The following is a 20,658-nucleotide window of genomic DNA, read 5'->3' on the forward strand; positions in this document are numbered from 1 at the left end:
GCATATTTAATAGCATTAGGCAGCTTGCTTGCTAGCGGCTGTCTAATTTCACCTTTTCATATCATTCATCTTGATAGCTGCTTAGTAGAAACAAAGGAGTGATTGTATGAAGCGCTTGAATTCCGCCCTTATTTTTCTTATTCCTCTTATACTAATCGTTTTATTTTATTTTTTCCTACCGCTCATTTATATGCTGTTTTCTAGCTTTATGTCGAATAAAAGCGTATCATTCGAAAACTATATGAGCATTTTTACGAGTAAGTTTTTACTGCTAAGCTTTTGGAATAGTATTAAACTATCCTTCCTATCAGCGATTGTTGCACTCATTGCTGCTTTACTCGGAGTGTATGCCATTTACTCGTATTCTGAAACCGTGCGTGAACGTATTTTAGTCATTATTAATTTAACCTCAAATTTTTCAGGTGTTCCACTAGCATTCGCCTTCATTATTTTATTAGGTAATAGTGGCTTCATCACCATTATTATGAACAAAATGAATTGGAATTTCGACTTCTCGATTTATAGTTGGAGTGGCCTTGTGCTGATTTATATCTACTTCCAGTTACCGCTAGCAATCATGCTCTTATATCCGATTTATTACGGGATTCAGCAAAATTTGAAGGATGCGGCCACTCTTTTAAAGGCAACACCGTTTGTCTTTTGGCGTAAAATTGGCATTCCGATCATTCTTCCTAGCGTAGCCGGTACCTTTGCAATTCTTTTTGCAAATGCGATGGGGGCTTATGCCTCTGCCTACGCATTAACCGGTAGTAGCTATAACTTAGCCGCGATTCGAATCGGTAATTTACTATCAGGTGATATTTTTGCCAACCCAGAGCTTGCCAGTGCGATTGCCGTTGTCTTAGGCTCCATTATGGTAACAAGTATGCTGCTTAGTGAATGGCTTACAAAACGTGCGAGAAAGGATTTGATTCGTAAATGAAATTTTTCAACTTCCTTGTCTTTATATGCATTTTGATTTATTTAGCCGTTCCATTACTTGCAACAGGTCTTTATGCGGTTTCAACGTCTTGGAACCATTCGATTTTACCTGAAGGGTTAACGTTTAAATGGGTCGCACAGCTTTTTCAAGATGAGCATTTTTTAATGGCATTCGGGCGTTCGGTTTTACTGAGCGGGGGCTCTGTTTTACTATCGATTATCCTTGTCATTCCGGCAATTTGCATCATTTTATTGTACTATCCAAAATTAGAAAAATGGTTGCAACTCATTGTGGTTTTAATTTATTCATTCCCAGGCATTATTTTATCAGTTGGGTTAATTCGCTTATATTCAGGCACAATGATGCCGTTATTAGCCGTTATTGTCGGCGTTTATATCGTTCTGATTTTACCGTACATGTACCAAGGAACAAAAAATGCACTGAGCAATGTACAGGGCCGTCAGTTAATGGATGCCGCGGAACTGCTCGGCGCTTCGAAGTGGGTTGCCTTTAAGCGCGTTCTTCTGCCATCGATTTATCCCGGTATTTTCGTTGCAACCTTGCTCTCATTCTCCATTTTATTTGGCGAGTTTGTGTTAATCAATTTAGTCGTTGGTGCGAAGTTTAAAACGCTGCAAATCTATTTAATGGAGAAACTCACGGAAAGTGGGCATATTGCTAGTGCGATTGTATTAATTTACGTGATTTTAATGTCGATTTTGACACTAACTATTGCAAGAATTTCAAGTAAGATGAAAGGCGCTGAAATCAAATGAGTAGTGTATCCCTAAAAAACATTTCAAAATCCTTTAAAGATACGAGTGTCTTACAAAATATTGATATGCATATTGAAGACGGGCAATTTGTTACATTACTCGGACCAAGTGGATGCGGGAAAAGTACAATTTTACGTATTTTATCAGGGCTTGTTGAGCAAGATGCTGGTGAAATTTTCGTCGATGCTACCGAAATTTCATCGCTTGCCGCTAGTAAGCGTAATATTGGCATGGTGTTTCAATCCTATGCGCTGTTTCCAAACTTGAATGTCTTCGATAATGTCGCATTTGGTTTACAAGTTCAAAAGCTACCGAAAAAGGAAATACAGGCGGAGGTTCAAAAGATTTTGCATCTCGTTGACCTCGAAGACAAAGCAGATTCATTTCCACATGAGCTTTCTGGTGGTCAACAACAGCGTGTCGCGTTAGCGCGTTCAATCATTGTCAAACCACGCGTGCTCTTACTAGACGAACCACTAAGTGCCCTTGATGCACAAATCCGTAAAAGACTTCAAGATAAGTTACGCGAAATTCAGCAGGAGCTTAAAATGACGATGATTTTAGTGACGCATGACCAAGAAGAGGCGATGCATGTGTCAGATAAAATTTTCGTCATGAGTAAAGGAAAAATCGCACAGTATGGCACACCGCTTGAAATTTACACGCAGCCGAAATCCGATTTTATCGCCAGCTTTATCGGTAATTATAATATTTTCACTCATGAGCAACTTGTTGCCATTCTTGCGCAAGAACCGATTACAAAAGCAAGAAAATATGCCATTCGTCCAGAAGCAATTCACACGAATCGTCAGCCAAATAGCTATACATTTGAAGCGACGGCAAAGCAATCGATTATGAGTGGCAACATTATTAAAACTGTATTCGAGAAAAACAATCAATTATTTTCGATTGAGCAGCTGCATCGTGATGCCGTTCAATTTGTTGAAAACGAGCCCTATACGCTTTATGTAGAAACGGAAAATGTCATGCCACTAACAGAATAATTAGAAGGCTGGTGTTCGAGTCTAAGCTTTTTAAACGTATTATTAGCACATGATGTTGCGATTACATTAAGCTCAGATGCCCATCAGATGATTTAGGCACTTTCATCCAGGAAAACGCCACGTTGCTAAATGGTCGAAGGATAGCTCGTTTTGAAAAACGGCAAAGATTGTGAGACAAGTTGGTGCTTTAAAAAACACGCAAAACCAATTACAAAAGCCACTACCCAGTTGAATAACAACCGGTAGCGGCTTTTATTGATTAAGCGAGCTCTAATTACCCAACCGAATCCAATGCAAAATGCATAACTTTTGGTGCTGTTGAATCGCATAGAATGTAAGGCTTGGCTACTTCGAGATTCATTTTCCCTGAGTTTTTATGGCTCGTAAAAGCTGTTGAATACAAGATCGTGTTGAATTTCGAGCAGGCTTGACGGATTTTTTCAAATGGACCCGTTCCATCAACGACCTCTACTTCATAGCCAAATTCCGCAAAATATTTCTTATAGCGTTCAGAAATACGGATATTGCCAATAATCAGTAGTTCCTTATCCTTCATTACTTGGGTCTTCGTCTTACGTGTCACCTTGCGTCCACCATCTAACAGCTTTTTCTCGATGGTATCAGCCGCAATGTACTGCTCTTCTACTTCCATGCATTCAATGAAGCGGTTGTACTCATCCACCCACACCATGTCGCCAAGTTCAAGCTGCACGGTTTTTGGGACATCATGGAGCTGGACGTATTCCTGATTTTGCTTGAGTACATAAATGTCATCTTCCATTTCAGAAACAGAAGCTAGCTGCTTATATTTATACAAGCTTGAACCCTTGTACATCAGGCCACTTTGCTCCACGTATTGCACCTGTTCTTCCTCATCAACAATAATGAAGCTATGCGCTAGTAAATCCTGATTTAGCTCTAGGTAGCGCTGATTTTCATTTAACCCACGTACAACATAACCATTTGCCAACGCCATTAAGACGTATAAGGGTTCATGACGCTTTACATGGATGGATGGTAGCCAATCATCGAGCTGTATGGACCGATTTCGGTAATAGCTCACGAGTTCTTCAGATGCATTAATACTAATGACCTGATCGTGCTTAATAAACGCTGTATCGCGATATTTGATTTGCGTTAGCTTACCATTTACCTTCGCAAAGGCTTGGTTATGGCGCTCTTCAATAGCCACAAAATGTGTAATCGTATGGTCTTGTGGCCCTTCTGTGTAGAAATAAATAAACGGGCGCACAAACTCAATGTCCTTCGTCACCTCGACAAACTGCGCATCGCTTAAATACGTATTTGACGGGATGTGCAGGATTTCATGCCATTCCCCATCACCGAAATTCACAAAGTGCCCGCGCTCATCGACACGGCAATGGCCAACACGATTCGAAGACAAATCATTTTTCGGACGTGCAAGACTGCGTTCCTGCATCATATTTTCTGCGATTGCAATGAAGTCCTTCATGTCCTTTTCTTCATCGAGCGTCATATGCTGAATGAAATCACGGCCTTTTTGGAGCCACTTGGCAAAGGTTAACTCTTCGGTTTGAAGCTTCAACCGTTTTTCTGCAGTTAGTTGTTGCTGCAGCGAGCTCACATTACCAACGAGACGCTCATTTTCACTTAATGCGTTCTCTAGCTTTCTCTCCGCCGTATCTCGTTCTTTTTGGTATATCTTTTTGGCCTCTTTCGCCTCTTCTTTTACTATTTTCAGTTGCTGCTTGAGCTCGTTCGTTTGCTCGCCTATTTTCTTCTCTACTTCTGCACTTGTCACCGTTGCAGCAGCTTTCGTCGTTAATTCTTTTTTTAGTAGCTGTGCCTTCTCAAGCTGCTCATCAAATTTTTCTTTTTGCTTATCCAGCTTTTGTTGTAGCTCGGCGAATTTTTTTGCTTGCTGCATTTCCTTTTGTTCGAATTTTTCGACTTTTTTCGACAGATAATTATCATAGCAAACGCTTAACACTTCTTCTTTTTTTACCATCAGGAAGGGTACATCGTTTTGCAACTCATCAATGAAATCCAGTTCAGCCTCAAGTTCTGGCAATAAAAAGGCATCTGTTACATAGCGAATGGTTTTTACATAGGTCGCCATTGCAAACAGCATGGACGTCATAAAATTAGAATTCTTTAAAACAAAGAAACCAGTTAAATCCTCTTCTAGCGCAGCTTTCACATAGCTTTTCGCAAACGTTGCCTCTGGGTGCTCGCACTTGCAATCCACAATACGCTTTTCATCTAAACGATGATGAATTTCGTTAACAAATAAAAAGTAGATTAAGCTCTGAACTGAAATGACAAACGACTGATCATATAGGCTGATATGAAGTTCCCCATCGTAAAAGGCATCTTCCGTAAACGGAATCAACTCTTCGCCTTCTTTATGAGCAATCACATAGTTCGCTACATTTTTTTCAACGATATAGTCGGCAGCAAATGGAAGCACACTAAAATCCGTTAATATGCGATGAAGGGATACTTGCTGTAAAAATTGCTCCACCGATTCACGCTGCTCTTTCATATTGGCTTTTGTATTGACGGTTTTACTTAATTTAAGAAAAATCGCTCGCTGCTTCTTTCGATTCGCTAACAGCTCTAAAAACTCCTGTGGCTTGTTTTCGTATAAGTCCATATACTCCGTAATAAAGGCAATTTCTAAATTGGATAGCTCTAAAAACCAGTCTTCATGTGCCAGCTTTGAAAAACGTTGCACCTTTTTTTGTAAAACATCTTTTTTCCATGTATCCTGCATCATCATATTTTTGCTCCTTTGTCAGGTAAATTTTGTATACCCTTATTGTACAAAATAACGAAGACAGATAGTGTCCACTTAGCTGGAATCCTCCATTTAATATAAGTTTTTGTTTTTATCCACAGAAATTATGTTATTTTCTAAGATAACCTTATACACCCTAAAAGAACTATCCACATAGTACATTTCTACTTCGTTACAACGATTTGTCACACTGAAATACATAAAATCCCGTGATTTCATTGGCATTACATCTCTCAAATAGCGCATTTTTAATATATTTGTAAAGAAACTGTAACATTCATCTGATATAATTTGTTATAGTAATATATTAAAAACAATAAAAATAACATTCACATAAATTGAGGTATATATACATATGAAGAAAATTATGAAGACCCTTGCAAGCTTTGCATTCGGGACAGCGATTTTATTTACAACAATTTCTGGTGCATCTGCAGCGAGCCATACAGTAAAAAGTGGCGATACATTATCAAGTATCGCAAGACAATACGGCACAACTTATCAAGCAATTATGAGCAACAACGGTTTAATGACGACGAATATTAAAATTGGCCAAACACTTGAGGTAAGTGGCAAAAAAGTAGCCACATCCGCAAAGACATCAGCAAGCTATGCAAATGTTGTATCCATAGCAAAACAATATTTAGGCGTGAACTATCGCTTCGGCGGATCAACTCCTGCTGGCTTTGATTGTTCAGGCTTCGTGACATACGTGTTAAATAAATCAGGCAAACAAACATACCGCACAACAGCAGCGGGCTTCTACAATAAAGCAACAAAGGTATCGAATCCAAAAGTGGGCGATTTAGTGTTCTTCAGTAACACCTTTAAAAAGGGCATCTCACATGTTGGGATCTATATCGGTGACGGCAAAATGATTAACGCAAGTGGTTCAAAGGTGAACATTTCGTCGATTCACTCTGGCTACTGGAAATCGAAATTCACAGCATACGGTCGTATTTAACGTAATTTCCCCCCTCCTAGTACTTTACTACGAGGGGATTTTTGTCGTTGAGTTACATAACGTTATATAACAAAACTATTACAAAATAATATCTAACTTTAATATTACTGAAAAGTAATTGAAATATTACTTTGTTATGATAAGCCTAGTTGGTTCAAGTCTGAGCCAAAAATTATAAAATTAACGAGGTTAACTATATATCATGAATAAATTTTTTAAGACCATTGCAGCATTTGCACTAGGTACTTCTCTATTATTTACATCTGTATCAGGCGCAGATGCAGCGGCAACTACATATACCGTAAAAAGTGGCGATACATTATCTGGAATCGCTAAAAAATACGGGACGACTTACAAATCGATTATGAGCACAAATGGCTTAAAATCGACAAACATAAAAGTTGGACAAAAACTAAACGTTAGCTCAAAAACAGCAACAACTACTAAAAAAACAACGGCAACGGCAACAGCCACAACTTCAACTAACAGCAATAAAGTCGTGAATGTCGCAAAAAAATATCTCGGCACACGCTATGTATACGGTGGATCAACGCCTTCAGGATTTGACTGCTCAGGTTTCGTGTCTTACGTATTTTCAAAATCAGGCAAATCAATGGGCCGCCAAACTGCTGCTAGCTTCTATAAAAAAGCAACAAAGGTATCGAACCCAAAAGTAGGCGATTTAGTGTTCTTCAGTAACACTTCGAAAAAAGGCGTTTCACATGTCGGGATTTACATCGGCAGCGGTAAAATGATTAACGCGAGCGGTTCAAAGGTCAACATTTCATCGATTCACTCTGGCTATTGGAAATCAAAATTCACTGGATACGGTCGTATTTAATTTTATAAACACAAAAAGCCTATTTACACACTCTATTGAAGCTGTGTAAATAGGCTTGTTTTATGATTTTATTTGTTTAGCATATCATATACTTGCGCAACATCTTTATCGCCACGACCTGAAATATTAATAATAATCGAATCTTCTGGTGATAACGTTGGCGCGAATTTTAACGCATACGCCACAGCATGTGATGATTCAAGCGCTGGAATGATTCCTTCTACACGGGATAATGTTTGAAATCCTGCTAACACTTCTTCATTTGAAACCGCCACATATTCCGCGCGACCTGTTGTTTTTAAATGGCTATGCTCTGGACCAACCCCTGGATAGTCTAAACCCGCTGCAATCGAATAAGTTGGAAGTGGATTACCCTCTTCATCTTGAAGAACTAGACAACGGAATCCGTGTAAATTCCCAGGTGTCCCGTGTTGCATCGTTGCAGCTTTATCAGGTTCGACACCAATTAAACGCACGCCCTGGTCATCAATATATTCGGCAAATGCGCCAATCGCATTACTACCACCGCCACAGCAAGCTAGAACTGCAGTCGGCAACTTGCCTTCTTTTTGCAGGTGCTGCTCCTTCGATTCACGACTGATTACCGATTGGAAATGCTTCACCATCGTCGGGAATGGGTGCGGACCTACCGCCGATCCTAATAAGTAAAACGTATGGTCGTAATTGGCAACTAAATCTGCAAATGCCTCATCTACAGCATCCTTTAAACGTGCTTGTCCTTTTTCCACCGCAACCACTTTTGCTCCTAGTAATTCCATACGAAACACATTTAATTCCTGACGTTTTGTATCCTCTGCGCCCATATAAATCGTGCAATCCATATCAAACATTGCACATACAGTCGCTGTTGCTACTCCGTGTTGTCCCGCCCCAGTTTCAGCAATGACCCGCTTTGCCCCCATGCGCTTTGCTAACAGAATTTGGCCTAATACGTTATTAATTTTGTGAGAGCCGGTATGATTTAAATCTTCACGCTTTAAATAAATTTTCGCACCACCAAGTTGCTGCGTTAAATTTTCTGCATAATATAATGGCGATTTACGCCCTACATATTCTTCAAGGTAGTAATTTAATTCCGCAACAAACTCTGGATCTTCCTTATACTTTTCAAAATTTTCTTCTAAAACATCAAGCACCTGTTGTAAATCCGGCGGTACAAAGCTTCCCCCAAATTCACCAAAATACCCTTTACCTACGACTGTCTCCATCTAAAATTCCCCCTAAACTAATATGAACCGGCATATTATTAAAGCTATTCGCCATTTCCATCAATTCATCTTATGTGTAATCTCCCCATTTCATGTACGCTAAGTTGAAAAGAAAAGAAAGCATTCTTAAACCTCCTTGCATATTTATAAAAGATACATGACATGAATGGGAGGTATGTATGAACATGACACATTTTAAATATTGGACACCTTTTATAAGTCCCCGCGATCCTTGCCCTCCAATTAAGGTGAAAAGCTATTCAACGCCACCTCATCTCTATTTGTCATTCCAGCCTCCTGGGTTGCCACAATTTCAGACGCCCGAAGAAGCGTTAAAACATGGCACACTCTGGCCACAGCTTTATAGCCCTTATCCAAATCCGCAAAAAGGAATGAGTACAGATGAGTAAAAAAATGCCCGATGAATTTTATCAGCGCCTCGAGGAATTACAGGCCATTGATTTTGTGCTCGTCGATTTAAATCTCTACTTAGATACCCATCCGGATGATCACGAAGCAATCCAGCAGTTCAATGAATATGCAAAGAAAAGCATGACGTTAAAAACCACCTTTGAACAGAAATTCGGTCCTTTAATGCATTTCGGGATGAGCTATTCAAATTACCCGTTCAATTGGGTCGACACGCCCTGGCCATGGCAAGTCTAGCGAAAAGGAGAAATCTGTATGTGGTACTACGAAAAAAAATTGCAATACCCCGTAAAGGTGAGCACCTGCAATCCAACGCTCGCAAAATATTTAATCGAGCAATACGGTGGAGCGGACGGGGAACTAGCTGCCGCCTTGCGCTATATGAATCAGCGCTACACGATTCCTGACAAAGTTGTTGGTCTGTTAACGGACATTGCGACAGAAGAATTTTCGCATCTCGAGATGATTGCCACGATGATATACAAGCTGACAAAAGATGCCACACCCGAGCAGCTAAAAGAAGCCGGCCTGGCAGACCATTACGTCAATCACGATAAAGCGCTATTTTACCAAAACGCGGCTGGTGTCCCTTTCACCGCCAGTTACATTCAAGCAAAAGGCGACCCAATCGCCGATTTATACGAGGACATTGCCGCTGAGGAAAAGGCCCGCGCCACGTATCAATGGATTATTGATATGTCAGATGATGTAGACTTAAACGACAGCCTTAAATTTTTACGCGAACGAGAAATTGTTCACTCCCTTCGCTTTAGAGAAGCGGTTGAAATGTTAAAAGACGATCGCGATACAAAGAAAGTGTTTTAAGCTACCTGGACTAATTTAAAACCCGTGCCCTTCTATGCTAAAGCTTCAGCTAGAAGGGCTTTCAATTGTTTAGACTCTCCCCATTTCATATGCACAAAAGCTTTTCATTATGGGTATTCTTACTGTAAGGAAACTTATAGAAGGATGTGTGCACTATGTTGAAGGAAATTTATGCAGATTTACATATACATATTGGGCGAACGGAAACAGGACGAGCTGTGAAAATCACGGGTAGTAAAAACTTAACGCTACAAACGATTTTAAAAACTGCCACTGCGCGTAAAGGCTTAGATTTAATCGGTATTATCGACTGCCACTCACCTGAAGTAATAGAAGAAATCGAGCAACTGATTCAAGAAAAGCTAGCCTACGAGCTCACTTGCGGCGGTGTGCGCTATGAAAGCACAACGCTTATTTTAGGCGCTGAAATTGAAATTTATGATGAACATTGCCAAGGCCCGATTCATGTCCTTGCCTTTATGCCAACGATTGCGGCCATGAAAGTTTTTTCAAACTGGATGCGCGCGCACGTAAAAAATATTCATTTAAGTTCGCAACGCATCTATTGTGAGGGGCGTACCTTACAGCACAAAGTACATGAACTTAACGGTTTGTTCATTCCTGCGCATGTATTTACACCTTTTAAAAGTCTTTTTGGCAGAGGCGTAAAGAAAAGCTTAACGGAAGTGTTTGATCCGGATCTCATTGATGCTATCGAGCTTGGACTTAGCTCTGATACGTATATGGTAGAAGGGATAAAAGAATTAGCCCGCTATAGCTTCGTCACAAATTCCGATGCCCACTCTGTTGGCAAACTTGCGCGCGAATATCAAAAATTAAGCCTAATGGATGCCAATTTCGAGGAACTAAAAAAAGCGCTACATCAAACAGATGGACGCATGATTACGGCGAATTATGGGCTAAATCCATTACTCGGCAAATACCACGAAACAGTATGCGCCAATTGCGGGGAGCAGGTCGCTGAAAATGAAACTACGCATTGCCCCTATTGTGGAAAACAACAGCTTATTAAAGGCGTTGCCAAAAGAATCCGTGAGTTATCTAGCACACCGAAGCCCGAAATAATTAGACCACCCTACATTCACCAAGTCCCTCTCGATTTTATACCTGGGATCGGGCCGAAGACGATTGAAAAACTACTAAATGCTTTTGGTACGGAAATGAATATCTTGCACAAAGTAACCGTTACGGAATTACAAGAAATCATTCCAGAAAAACTAGCTGCTCGCATCGACCTCGCAAGAACTGGAAAACTTGGGATTACGGTTGGCGGTGGTGGGGTTTACGGGAAAGTGGATTTTGGGGAATAATTCTTTTGAAAATTAAATATATTCCAACTTTTCGAAGTCTATAACATTGCTTGCTTTTTTCATGTATACTAAACAAGCTTTAGGTAAAAAGGATATTAAAAACAAATTTACCATTAGTCTTATTTTACTAAAATTTACATTTCACACAAGGAGACCTACTATGATTTTTTTGAATACAACTTATGTTTCACCTTTACTTGAACAAACGTTGCTCGAAAATAATGTTGCGATTTATGATACGCAGCGACAAATATTTTTAAAAACAACACAAGAACAAAAGACAGCCATTTTAAATTCAGAAGATGCATTTTCCGCCTACAAAATTCATTTTCCTGATACTAAAACAACAAAGCTAGCTGAGTTATTAAAAAACAAGATTTCTTTTCGAAAGCATTTAGCAACACAGCAATCCGATTTTTTCTTTAAAGAAATAACGTTTGCAGAACTCCATACCGTTGACGCTAACACATTTCCTTATCCATTAATTATTAAGCCTGCTATTGGTTATTCAAGCTTAGGCGTATATCGCATCAATCATGCTGACCATTTTAAACATATTTGCGACACACTAAAAGAAACCATGCTCCTCACAATGAATCTATCTCACTTAAATGAGCAGCTATTCTTAATAGAGAGCTTCATACCCGGACAAGAATTTGCTATAGATATGTACTATAACGAGGAACTTGAACCAGTTGTTTTAAATGTTTTTACACGCTTATTTAAGGATGCACACGATATGAGCGACCGGATTTATTACACTTCAAAGGAAACATTGGAATCTTATTTAGCACCTATCACCGAGTATTTAACAAAACTCAGAACTATTTTTCAAATAGAAGAGTCCTTACCCCTACATATTGAGCTAAGAATTGATGGATTTGGAAAAATTATGCCTATTGAAATTAACCCACTACGTTTTGCAGGTGAAGGGACAACCGAGCTTGGGCATTTTGCTTATAACGTCAATCCGTACGACTACTTCTTCAATAACAAACAGCCTAACTGGCAAGTTTTAGTTGAACAAATGGATGATGCAATTTATTGTTTCACCTGCGCGGTACTAGATACCCCGCTTTCAGATGCTTTTGAAATCGATCATAGCGAGCTTAAAAAGCACTTTCATCAGCTACTGGAATATCGTCACTTACCAAAGGAAGTTGGCGCTACATTTGCAGTAATTTTCTACAAATGCGACACACTTGAAGCACTGCAGCCTATATTAACGCTGGACTTCGATGCTTTTTTAACACTAAAACAACAACAAGGAGTTACTAATGCTTAAAAACAGAAAATCTTTAAAAACAAAAATCTTATTGTCTATTATAAGTATTCTATTACTATCAACTACGATTTTCACGGCCATTTTGTTTAACGTTTCAAATAACTTAATTGAAAAATACATTTTGCCCCAATACCAAGAAAATTTAGTACTGCATATGAATAACTTTAATGAGCTATTTCCTGCAGACTTAGTCAATCAGGCAAAAGAAAATGAAGAACAATACGCAGAGCTGTTAGCGCGTACAAATGATTTCCAAAAAGAACTTGAAATTGAAAACGCGTATATTATGAGTAAGGTAGACGGTGAAGAGGTTATTTTAGTACTAGGTAATGCCGATGAGTATTTAACACCACTTGCCTTTACACCCGATCAAGCACAGGCATTACATACAGAGGATTTAATTTTAAGTGAGATTTACGAGGATGATTACGGGAAGCACATTTCAACTTTCCTACAAATTCCCGGGACCGATTCTGTTTTAGGGCTTGATGCAGATGCGGACTTTATTAGTGATATGAATACCACTCTGTTATTTTTAGCTCTTTCAATTGCTGTTCTGACAATGATCATCGGTGCAATTTTAGCAATCTTTGTTGCTCGATCAATTGTGAACCCAATCAAAAATCTTGTTGCCCACACTGAGCAAGTCGCACAGGGTGACTTAACAAAAACACTTGCTAGTGAAACAAAAGATGAAATCGGTCGTTTAGTAACAAGCTTTAGTATCATGCAACAGCAACTACAAACAACACTTGGTCATGTCAACGAGACCGCACAGCACGTTGCCGGTGGTGCCGAAACATTACAGCAGAGCGTCAGCCAAGTGACAGAAACAACAACCCATGTTTCAAGCGCCATTCAAGAAATTGCAGCAAACACCGAGCAGGTTTCCTCAGACGCCAAACAAACATTAGCATTTGTCTCTGCCTTTACGAATCAAATTAATGCAATTTCTAAAACAACGACACACTTAACAAATGAAGCGATTCATGCTTCAAATGTAGCGATAGATGGAAAAGATAGCATCCAAAAATCTGTAGAGGGCATTGATATCATTAGTCAAACTGCCAAAACATCATTAACGATTACAGAAAAAATGAACACACGCGCACAGGAAGTTAGTCAAATCACAAAAATCATTTCTAGTATTTCTGATCAAATTAACTTACTTGCCCTAAATGCTGCCATCGAAGCAGCACGCGCTGGTGAATACGGGAAAGGCTTCGCAGTCGTATCCGATGAAATCCGTTCACTAGCCGAGCAATCTGCAAAATCAGCTAGCAGTATTTCAACGCTAATTGGTGAAATGCAAAGTGATTCACACAATACCGTTGTTGCGATTACGAATGTTGTCACTAAAATCGATGAAGAAAGTTCAACAATTTATAATGCTGGCGAAACCTTCAAGGATATTTCATCATTAGTTAATACGATTAAAAACGACATTCAATCTGTAACAGCTACGATCCAACAAATGTCCTCGAGCTCACAACAACTGGTTGATACAACAAATATCACTGTCGATGCACTCCAGGTAACAAACAACAATTCACAAAGCATCGCTGCTTCGATGCAGGAGCAATCCGCATCTACAGAAGAAATGCTGAGTATCACGGTTGAATTAAATGACCTGATTAACCATTTAACACAACAAATTCGTCATTTCAAATTATAACTTCAACGCAAAAAGCCAAAACCCACATTGACCCGGGTTTTGGCTTTTTCTATAAAACAAATGGCTTTGCTATTATTTCAGTTGTTATTGTCTAGCTAGCTCATTATAAGTTTAGTTCATAGGATACTGCTGCAATAATTCTTCACTACGCGCTATCGTTCTTGTATAGGTTTCTTTTGCCGCATCTAATTTTGCCGTGTCATCGTTCATGCTCAATTGTTTGGCTTGCATCGATTTTAAATCTTGCAACCACTTTTGTTGATCCAGCTGCAAATGTGCCTTTTCTTGACCGGATAATTTGCGATTTAACGTTTCATAGACATTATTTAAAGACGCCTTTGCCTGCATATAAGCATCTTCGTAATGCATTAGAGCTTCTGTTTGTTCATCCTTAGCCAAAAGTTCTTGTTCTGATGGCAGGTCATTCATTGCACTTTTTAACTGTTGAAGCTCGCTGTGCAACGCTTCTGTCTCACTTGAAGCAGAAGCATTTCCGGCTACTGCCTCTTCTTTTTTCGGAGCTGCTTTCTCCTCTTTTGCTGTTCCTTGCTGTTGTAGCGTGTCAATTTCTTCATTTTTTGCTGTTACCGTTGATTTCATGTAAACAAACGCAACGATTAATAACACAACCATTACGACATTGACAACGAAAGAAGCCATCGCAACTACTTTCCAATCCTTCATTATGTACACCTCAAGACTATTTTCTTCTTTTCAAGTATACCGTGAAGGGCTTACCTCTTCCTGCGTTTTTACCAAAAAAATGATTTTTGTTGATAAAAATGTGATATTCACTGTTATTGAGTGTATTTCAAGTAATTACGCTCATCTCTGAATTGGACAATTTTTTCTCGTAGCTTTTTGGTCGTTTAATAACTTCTCGCGTAATGCCTTATCACTCGCGTAAATATACAGTCCATGAATCCCGCGTTTCATTAAAATATTAATTGAATTTAACACGATTTTTTCTTTTGCTTCAGCAATATTTTGTATACCTTCAGAGCCTGTATACGCTCCCTTATCCATATATTTACTTGTATCAATAACAATTTCATCTTTCGCTGCATCATATTGAACAGATGGCCCAAGTACAACGCCTACATAATTTAGGTCAAAGCCTTGAATCGTATAAATCGAGCCGACTTCATTGATGGTCGCCTTTTCTTCTGCCCATGCTTTAGTGCTCCCTGTTGAATTCCACGGCAGCTTATATTCTCCATTCGATTCCGTTACGTAATACGTTTCACCGTCTTTTTTATGTAAATAATCAAACGTCGATACAACACGGCTCAAACCAAACTCCTGGTTTTTTGCAATGATTGCTGCATGCATTTCTTCCATTGTCTTAAATATTTTCAGTTCGTACTTATCATCTTTTGGAAGAGGGAGTAACACCTTAGATTTAAATTGATTAATCCAATTGATTACAGCGTCATTTGCTTTCATACGAAACTGGTTCGTTAAAGGGTACACTTCTGCACTTGTGCTTAGCTTTTTCATTTCCTCTAATTTCGCAACGCCCCACAAGCTTTTAAACTTTAACACTTGGTCTTGATCAAAAATCACAATGACTACCTTTGCCCGTTTTAATAGCTCCTCAAGATGATTTTCATATTGAAAACTATTGAACTTATCAGGCTTCGTTAATAAAAGATGTGCTTCATCGACTAAAACGACATCTACTTTTTGATTTTCTTTATCCAACTTGTTAATTAATTTCGTAGGTTTTTCAAAGCTTGATACACTCAGATGCTTCACTTGGCGTGCGATGTCTTTATAGGTTTTTAGCATTTCTTCATGATGAACAACTAAGTAATTTTTTGTTTCATATAGATTTGATGAAGCTTCACTCTTTTGTTCTTGAATCGTATTAAAAATCGAACTTATCACGACACTTTTCCCTACACCTGCTTCGCCTTCAATCACAAGTAGGCTGCCATATTCACCAGAAGATGCTTTTACTTGTTTCTCGCAAAATGCTAGTACCTTTTCTTTTAAATCTTGCTGTTCGATAGATAATTCTTTGAACGGAGACAGCTTAAAAATGTCCTTATTTTCAATAACATGGAGCTCATGGTCAACAAGCTTTTGTTCATGTAGCTTTTTCCAAAGCTCTTTAAATAAGTCTTGATCATAATATGGTTTGTTGTGATAGTTGTGGGTGAAATCATTTACCGTTTTACTTTTATTTTGAAGTGTATATTTCTCATCCCCTAAAAAATAATTTATTAGCTTTGTTTCCAAATGAAACGTTGCGGAACGATTAAAGGTATCGTGCTTTATAAGATTAATACGATCAATATTTTTTCGAGATTTCAAATGTGCCTTCATACGTTTTTTAAAATATACGGTTTCCCCTATGTAAGCTTCTTTGTTTCCATTCAAAACGTAAATAACCGGATAGTTCAAAAATTGTTCGTCTCGATTAATATTATCCATGCTTTCTGATTTGAATGGCCATGATAGGATTTCAATTGCTGACATGTTTACACCTTCTTAATTATTATTAGAATTAGGTATATAAAAACAATTATTACCAATATATTATCGAATTACTGTAGCTATATAATATATTATTAATTATATACAGAGGTCTACAGACTAGACATATAAATCGACTATTTACTTACTTGTTTTTACCCCCAACAGTCATAATAAAAAGCCAAAATCCGCATCTACTAAGGATTTTGGCTTTTTCTATCTTAGTTCAAGTTGTAACTTTTCATTCAAATAAGACGAACGCATCATACACATCATATTTCGGCAATCCGTCATTATCGATTTCTATTTAAAGTGTAAACCGTTTCACAACATCGTTTAATTCTGTTGCGACATTGGCTAAGCTTTGGCTAGATTGCTGCATATCCTCCATAGATGCGGCCTGCTCTTCAGATGCGGCCGATACCATTTCGCAGTTTTTCGAATTATTTTCAGCAATGGATAAAATCTCCGCCGCACTTTGTGTAAATGTTTCAAAGTCGTCTACAATATGTTCCACCGACGCAGCTGTTTGATTTAATACCGGCGCTACTTCTGATGTATTTGTTAAAATATCTTGGAACTTGCGCGCAGTATTTTCTGTAATTTCTAACCCATTATCGGCCTCGTTATATACGACATTCATAATTTCAACAGACTGTGCTGTGTCGCCTTTAATATTTGTTAAAATCGTACCGACTGATTTCGTAGCTTCAATTGATTGTTCTGCAAGTTTTCGTACTTCATCGGCTACCACTGCGAAGCCTTTTCCGTGTTCACCTGCGCGTGCTGCTTCAATCGCTGCATTTAGCGCCAGTAAATTCGTTTGCTGGGAAATGCTGTCGATTACTTTTAAAATTTCATCAACTTCTCCTACTTGATTAGCGAGTGCTTGTACGACACGATTTGATTGCTGGATCGAGTCCTTAATTTGTTTCATTTGTTCAAGGTTTTCCCCAACAATCGTCGAGCCTTCATTCGCCTCTTTAATGGCTGTCGATACTAGGTTCTCTACCTCTCTAATGTTTTCATGAATCATCGTAAAGCCACTCGCAACACGGTTAATCACAATTGCATTTTCTTCTAAACGATGTTGCGTTTGCTCCGCGCCTGCTGAAATTTCTTGAATCGACGATACGACATGCTCGGCTGCAGAACTCGATTCTTCAACGTTTAACATTAGCTGTTTTGACGTCTGGTCGACATGTGATGAAGAAGACTGCACCTTTTTCATTGCATCACGAATCGATTGAAACGTTTCATTAAATGCAATCGTTAACTGCCCTAATTCATCTTTTGATTGGTAGCTGCCCTGTATCGTAAAATCACCATTTTGTGCTTTTTGTAATTGCTCACGTAATTGTTTTAACGGATTTGTTACCATACGTGAAACACTTAAGCTAAATATTATTAAAAGCGTTAGCGAGCCTAGGTTAATAAAGGCATTTCTCATTTTATTTGTATTAGCTGAAGCAATACTCTCAGCAACAATTTGTTCAGTTTGCGTAACTTTAAACTGCTGTAATTGTTGTAAAATCGACACTAGCTCCATGCGTGAATTTTTAACCTTTTCACGATATAGCTGATACGATGCCTCATTATTCCCCGCTAACGCTAACTGCATCACCTGTTCTTGGTCATCCGCTAAACTATTAACTGTTGTATAAAATTGTTCAAGCTTACCTTTTTCCTCCGCTGTTAATGGCAAGTTCTCGTATTTTTCAAAATCTGCGTATACTTTGTCAATGCCATTGTTAATTTCGTCATATAAGTTTTGTTTTTCCTGGAGTGTTTCAGCTGATATCATTTCAATAATGATCGTATTAATGCGTAAGTTTACCGCAACCGCATTACCCAGCCAATCGTTCGGTATAAACTTTTCTTCATAAATGGTTTCTATATCCTTCGACATCGATTGCACTTGATAATACGATAATGTCGCAATTGCTAATGAAATAATTATTCCAATAGAAACAATTATTAATAGCTTACTCTTAACTTTTAAATTTTTTAGAACGTTCATTGTAGTCCCCTTTGTGAAATGTAGTTTTCCCTTCGGTATACTAGTCCTATAAATTTCTTAATGATGAAAAGTCACCGTAAAATGTAAATTACTCATTAAAAACATATGGGAATTAAATACTTTTCTAGAATTATAACACTATATATATTACTCCTACAATCTGTAGATTAATTTGGGATTTTATAAATTAATTTGTTAAACCTACACCGTTTAATTCAATCGATTGCGAATAAACAAGTTTAAAAAATACCGAGTCCCTACGCCATTTAAAATGTGCGAGGGACTCGGTATATTCATGTGAAGCTTAAATTATATTTGTTTGCAATTTTTCTACAAGCTTTTCTAACCAAACAATTTCATGCTCAATAGAATGATGGATATATGATTGCAAATAATGAGCATTTCCTTGCAGTGACTGGTTTTCTGATAGCTGTGCGTACATGTTATTTAAATTCGTTTGCTTTGTGTAATAGTCAGCTATTTTCTTTTCTAAAATAGTGATGATCCGGTTTTTATCGGCATGTCGGATAAACACAATGCCGACAACCATGTCTGATACCTTATTGGCCTTTTCGAATAATTCATAAATTTTTAATGGAAGTTGCTCTCTCCCTTTGTCCGTGATCGCAAATACTTGCTTGTCCGGGCGGTTTTCTTCCTTTATGATTTCTCGTGGCTCGACTAATCCTTGTTTTGTAAGGGAATCAAAATGATAATACAGCTTACTTTCTGTCAAATTCCCCATTTTATCGAATGGAATGGGCTCGGATAATTCCTTTTTCAATTTATACGGGTAATTATCACCTTGCATCAGCTTACTTAAAATATAAATTTGAATCGACATGATCTACCTCCATCCTTCACTTTACCGAATAAAACGAAAAGCTTCAACCACTTAGAAGGATTGAAGCTTTTTGATTACTTAGAAATGACTGGTGATGGCTCGATTGGCTGCTTTTTGTGTAAAAGCGTGACGATTAATGCATTAATTAGCACTGCGCCTACGCCTACTGCTACTAAGCCCCAAAGGAATGGTGCTTGATCGGTTGAACCGAACATCACCGCAGAGTATGATTGCACGGAATGGTACATTGGTGTGATGTAGCTTACAACATCGAAATAGCTATACATCATCTCACGCGGCATTGTCGCACCGTTGGCAATTGTTTGTGACAGTAGTACAGGAATATTTAAAATCATACCTGCTTCACCAATTAAGAATGTGAAGATGGCACAGAAGTTAAACGCTACCATGTATAGTAACACTTGCTGACCGTAAACTTGGAAAATAACATCTGTATTTAAATCGGCAATTAAAAATGCAATCCCTACTGCAAAAATTGAAGATACAATCGCAATGATTAATGCTGATAATTGTACATAACCGAAAAGTTTTGCTTTTGACGCTTTACTACGGCTTTGATTGTATGCTTGTACTAACTGCATCGCGGCAATCATAGCCCCAACATAACATGCCATTGTTAAAAACATTGGTAGCATATTATTGTGCATACCGTCTGGCACATCGTTCATGATGACATAGTTACCTACATATGCGTCTTCAATTTGTTTGGCAATTTCATCAGCTTGCTCCTCAGGTACGTTCATATTTAAGAGAACGCCTTTTGCTGTTTGTGTAGAGAAGCTTGCACTTAACTGATTGTTGATTTCTGTTACTACAGAATTCATTGAGGATGCAACCATTGTGGCACTTGCTTCATTGACGGTGAAATCAATTTGTGCCGATTGCCCTTTTTGTGCACTTTCCGAGAAGTCTTCTGGAATGTGAATAACTAATGCGTATTTATTGTCGCCTAATTTATCTAATGCTTTTTCGTTCGAAATATTTGTTGTTATTTCAAACGGTAAGCTTTCTGCTAGCTGCTCGGCAATTTGAGTACCTGCTTCGCCTTTATCATCATTTACAAGCGCAACTTTTAACTCATCCATGTTTCCTGGTAATGCTGTGTAACCTAATAAAAAGATTAATAGCATCGCTACAGCATAGAATATACCCATGAAAACAGACGCCCCGAAGCCTTGTAAACGCATAAACTGTTTAAATTTCATTCG

The 20,658-nt window shown here is 38.4% G+C and carries 18 protein-coding genes; 11 read left to right on the forward strand and 7 right to left on the reverse strand.

The annotated features are described in order from the left end of the window. The first annotated feature begins 106 nt into the window (after nucleotides 1-106). Genes NSQ62_RS16810 through NSQ62_RS16820 form a run of 3 tightly spaced genes read left to right on the forward strand, consistent with a single transcriptional unit; the run spans nucleotide 107 to nucleotide 2,723 of the window. Complete coding sequence (locus NSQ62_RS16810) at nucleotides 107-943, forward strand: ABC transporter permease subunit (protein ID WP_341321242.1); 837 nt, start codon at nucleotides 107-109, stop codon at nucleotides 941-943. After that, nucleotides 940-1,719, forward strand: a complete 780-nt coding sequence (locus NSQ62_RS16815) for an ABC transporter permease subunit (RefSeq protein WP_341321243.1) — start codon at nucleotides 940-942, stop codon at nucleotides 1,717-1,719. The genes NSQ62_RS16810 and NSQ62_RS16815 overlap by 4 nt, the downstream gene beginning before the upstream one ends. Next, complete coding sequence (locus NSQ62_RS16820) at nucleotides 1,716-2,723, forward strand: ABC transporter ATP-binding protein (protein WP_341321244.1); 1,008 nt, start codon at nucleotides 1,716-1,718, stop codon at nucleotides 2,721-2,723. The genes NSQ62_RS16815 and NSQ62_RS16820 overlap by 4 nt, the downstream gene beginning before the upstream one ends. Before the next feature lie 274 nt (nucleotides 2,724-2,997). Here NSQ62_RS16820 and NSQ62_RS16825 read toward each other — a convergent pair whose 3' ends face one another. Continuing rightward, a complete protein-coding gene (locus NSQ62_RS16825) occupies nucleotides 2,998-5,487 on the reverse strand; it encodes a hypothetical protein (RefSeq protein ID WP_341321245.1) in 2,490 nt (829 codons plus the stop codon). A 373-nt stretch (nucleotides 5,488-5,860) separates the two neighbouring features. On the opposite strand from NSQ62_RS16825, the gene NSQ62_RS16830 reads away from it, so the two are divergent. Beyond that, a complete protein-coding gene (locus tag NSQ62_RS16830) occupies nucleotides 5,861-6,469 on the forward strand; it encodes an NlpC/P60 family protein (RefSeq protein WP_341321246.1) in 609 nt (202 codons plus the stop codon). Between the two features lie 202 nt (nucleotides 6,470-6,671). Next, nucleotides 6,672-7,310: an NlpC/P60 family protein gene (locus NSQ62_RS16835; RefSeq protein ID WP_341321247.1), complete on the forward strand. Its 639-nt coding sequence runs from the start codon at nucleotides 6,672-6,674 to the stop codon at nucleotides 7,308-7,310. Nucleotides 7,311-7,378: 68 nt separating this feature from the next. Here the strand turns inward: NSQ62_RS16835 and trpB are convergent, their stop codons facing one another. Beyond that, nucleotides 7,379-8,539, reverse strand: coding sequence for a tryptophan synthase subunit beta (trpB, locus tag NSQ62_RS16840; protein ID WP_341321248.1), 1,161 nt, complete (start codon nucleotides 8,537-8,539; stop codon nucleotides 7,379-7,381). Between the two features lie 185 nt (nucleotides 8,540-8,724). Between trpB and NSQ62_RS16845 the strand changes: the two genes are divergently transcribed. The 6 genes from NSQ62_RS16845 to NSQ62_RS16870 all read left to right on the forward strand — a co-directional run bounded on the left by NSQ62_RS16845 (nucleotide 8,725) and on the right by NSQ62_RS16870 (nucleotide 14,084). After that, nucleotides 8,725-8,949, forward strand: coding sequence for a spore coat associated protein CotJA (locus tag NSQ62_RS16845; protein WP_341323960.1), 225 nt, complete (start codon nucleotides 8,725-8,727; stop codon nucleotides 8,947-8,949). Continuing rightward, nucleotides 8,942-9,205: a spore coat protein CotJB gene (locus NSQ62_RS16850; RefSeq protein WP_341321249.1), complete on the forward strand. Its 264-nt coding sequence runs from the start codon at nucleotides 8,942-8,944 to the stop codon at nucleotides 9,203-9,205. Before NSQ62_RS16845 ends, NSQ62_RS16850 begins: the two co-directional genes overlap by 8 nt. Nucleotides 9,206-9,223: 18 nt before the next feature. Then, nucleotides 9,224-9,793, forward strand: coding sequence for a manganese catalase family protein (locus NSQ62_RS16855; RefSeq protein WP_341321250.1), 570 nt, complete (start codon nucleotides 9,224-9,226; stop codon nucleotides 9,791-9,793). A gap of 155 nt (nucleotides 9,794-9,948) precedes the next feature. Next, nucleotides 9,949-11,124, forward strand: coding sequence for an endonuclease Q family protein (locus NSQ62_RS16860; protein WP_341321251.1), 1,176 nt, complete (start codon nucleotides 9,949-9,951; stop codon nucleotides 11,122-11,124). A 61-nt stretch (nucleotides 11,125-11,185) separates the two neighbouring features. Further along, nucleotides 11,186-12,409 (forward strand): ATP-grasp domain-containing protein, encoded by a 1,224-nt coding sequence (locus NSQ62_RS16865; protein WP_341321252.1) that lies wholly within the window; start codon nucleotides 11,186-11,188, stop codon nucleotides 12,407-12,409. After that, a complete protein-coding gene (locus NSQ62_RS16870; RefSeq protein ID WP_341321253.1) occupies nucleotides 12,402-14,084 on the forward strand; it encodes a methyl-accepting chemotaxis protein in 1,683 nt (560 codons plus the stop codon). Before NSQ62_RS16865 ends, NSQ62_RS16870 begins: the two co-directional genes overlap by 8 nt. Nucleotides 14,085-14,195: 111 nt before the next feature. Here the strand turns inward: NSQ62_RS16870 and NSQ62_RS16875 are convergent, their stop codons facing one another. The 5 genes from NSQ62_RS16875 to NSQ62_RS16895 form a co-directional block, all read right to left on the reverse strand. Then, nucleotides 14,196-14,768, reverse strand: a complete 573-nt coding sequence (locus NSQ62_RS16875; protein ID WP_341321254.1) for a hypothetical protein — start codon at nucleotides 14,766-14,768, stop codon at nucleotides 14,196-14,198. A 141-nt stretch (nucleotides 14,769-14,909) separates the two neighbouring features. Next, a complete protein-coding gene (locus NSQ62_RS16880; protein ID WP_341321255.1) occupies nucleotides 14,910-16,568 on the reverse strand; it encodes a DUF2075 domain-containing protein in 1,659 nt (552 codons plus the stop codon). A gap of 304 nt (nucleotides 16,569-16,872) precedes the next feature. Further along, entirely contained in the window at nucleotides 16,873-18,585 is a 1,713-nt protein-coding gene (locus NSQ62_RS16885; RefSeq protein WP_341321256.1) for a methyl-accepting chemotaxis protein, read from the reverse strand. 304 nt (nucleotides 18,586-18,889) lie between these two features. Then, nucleotides 18,890-19,429 carry a helix-turn-helix transcriptional regulator gene (locus NSQ62_RS16890; protein WP_341321257.1) on the reverse strand — a complete coding sequence of 180 codons (540 nt, stop codon included), beginning with the start codon at nucleotides 19,427-19,429 and terminating at the stop codon, nucleotides 18,890-18,892. Nucleotides 19,430-19,503: 74 nt separating this feature from the next. Next, on the reverse strand, nucleotides 19,504-20,655 hold the full coding sequence (locus tag NSQ62_RS16895; RefSeq protein WP_341321258.1) for an ABC transporter permease: 1,152 nt from the start codon (nucleotides 20,653-20,655) through the stop codon (nucleotides 19,504-19,506). Between the last annotated feature and the right edge of the window lie 3 nt (nucleotides 20,656-20,658).

Origin of the sequence: Solibacillus sp. FSL H8-0523 (assembly GCF_038051985.1) — a bacterium.
Taxonomy (GTDB): Bacteria; Bacillota; Bacilli; order Bacillales_A; family Planococcaceae; genus Solibacillus.

Excerpts from the sequence above, each read along its gene's own strand:
- NSQ62_RS16810 (WP_341321242.1), top strand. The coding sequence starts at position 107 with ATGAAGCGCTTGAATTCCGCCCTTATTTTTCTTATTCCTCTTATACTA.
- NSQ62_RS16815 (WP_341321243.1), top strand. The coding sequence starts at position 940 with ATGAAATTTTTCAACTTCCTTGTCTTTATATGCATTTTGATTTATTTA.
- NSQ62_RS16820 (WP_341321244.1), top strand. The coding sequence starts at position 1,716 with ATGAGTAGTGTATCCCTAAAAAACATTTCAAAATCCTTTAAAGATACG.
- NSQ62_RS16825 (WP_341321245.1), bottom strand. The coding sequence starts at position 5,487 with ATGATGATGCAGGATACATGGAAAAAAGATGTTTTACAAAAAAAGGTG.
- NSQ62_RS16830 (WP_341321246.1), top strand. The coding sequence starts at position 5,861 with ATGAAGAAAATTATGAAGACCCTTGCAAGCTTTGCATTCGGGACAGCG.
- NSQ62_RS16835 (WP_341321247.1), top strand. The coding sequence starts at position 6,672 with ATGAATAAATTTTTTAAGACCATTGCAGCATTTGCACTAGGTACTTCT.
- trpB (WP_341321248.1), bottom strand. The coding sequence starts at position 8,539 with ATGGAGACAGTCGTAGGTAAAGGGTATTTTGGTGAATTTGGGGGAAGC.
- NSQ62_RS16845 (WP_341323960.1), top strand. The coding sequence starts at position 8,725 with ATGACACATTTTAAATATTGGACACCTTTTATAAGTCCCCGCGATCCT.
- NSQ62_RS16850 (WP_341321249.1), top strand. The coding sequence starts at position 8,942 with ATGAGTAAAAAAATGCCCGATGAATTTTATCAGCGCCTCGAGGAATTA.
- NSQ62_RS16855 (WP_341321250.1), top strand. The coding sequence starts at position 9,224 with ATGTGGTACTACGAAAAAAAATTGCAATACCCCGTAAAGGTGAGCACC.
- NSQ62_RS16860 (WP_341321251.1), top strand. The coding sequence starts at position 9,949 with ATGTTGAAGGAAATTTATGCAGATTTACATATACATATTGGGCGAACG.
- NSQ62_RS16865 (WP_341321252.1), top strand. The coding sequence starts at position 11,186 with ATGTATACTAAACAAGCTTTAGGTAAAAAGGATATTAAAAACAAATTT.
- NSQ62_RS16870 (WP_341321253.1), top strand. The coding sequence starts at position 12,402 with ATGCTTAAAAACAGAAAATCTTTAAAAACAAAAATCTTATTGTCTATT.
- NSQ62_RS16875 (WP_341321254.1), bottom strand. The coding sequence starts at position 14,768 with ATGAAGGATTGGAAAGTAGTTGCGATGGCTTCTTTCGTTGTCAATGTC.
- NSQ62_RS16880 (WP_341321255.1), bottom strand. The coding sequence starts at position 16,568 with ATGTCAGCAATTGAAATCCTATCATGGCCATTCAAATCAGAAAGCATG.
- NSQ62_RS16885 (WP_341321256.1), bottom strand. The coding sequence starts at position 18,585 with ATGAACGTTCTAAAAAATTTAAAAGTTAAGAGTAAGCTATTAATAATT.
- NSQ62_RS16890 (WP_341321257.1), bottom strand. The coding sequence starts at position 19,429 with ATGTCGATTCAAATTTATATTTTAAGTAAGCTGATGCAAGGTGATAAT.
- NSQ62_RS16895 (WP_341321258.1), bottom strand. The coding sequence starts at position 20,655 with ATGAAATTTAAACAGTTTATGCGTTTACAAGGCTTCGGGGCGTCTGTT.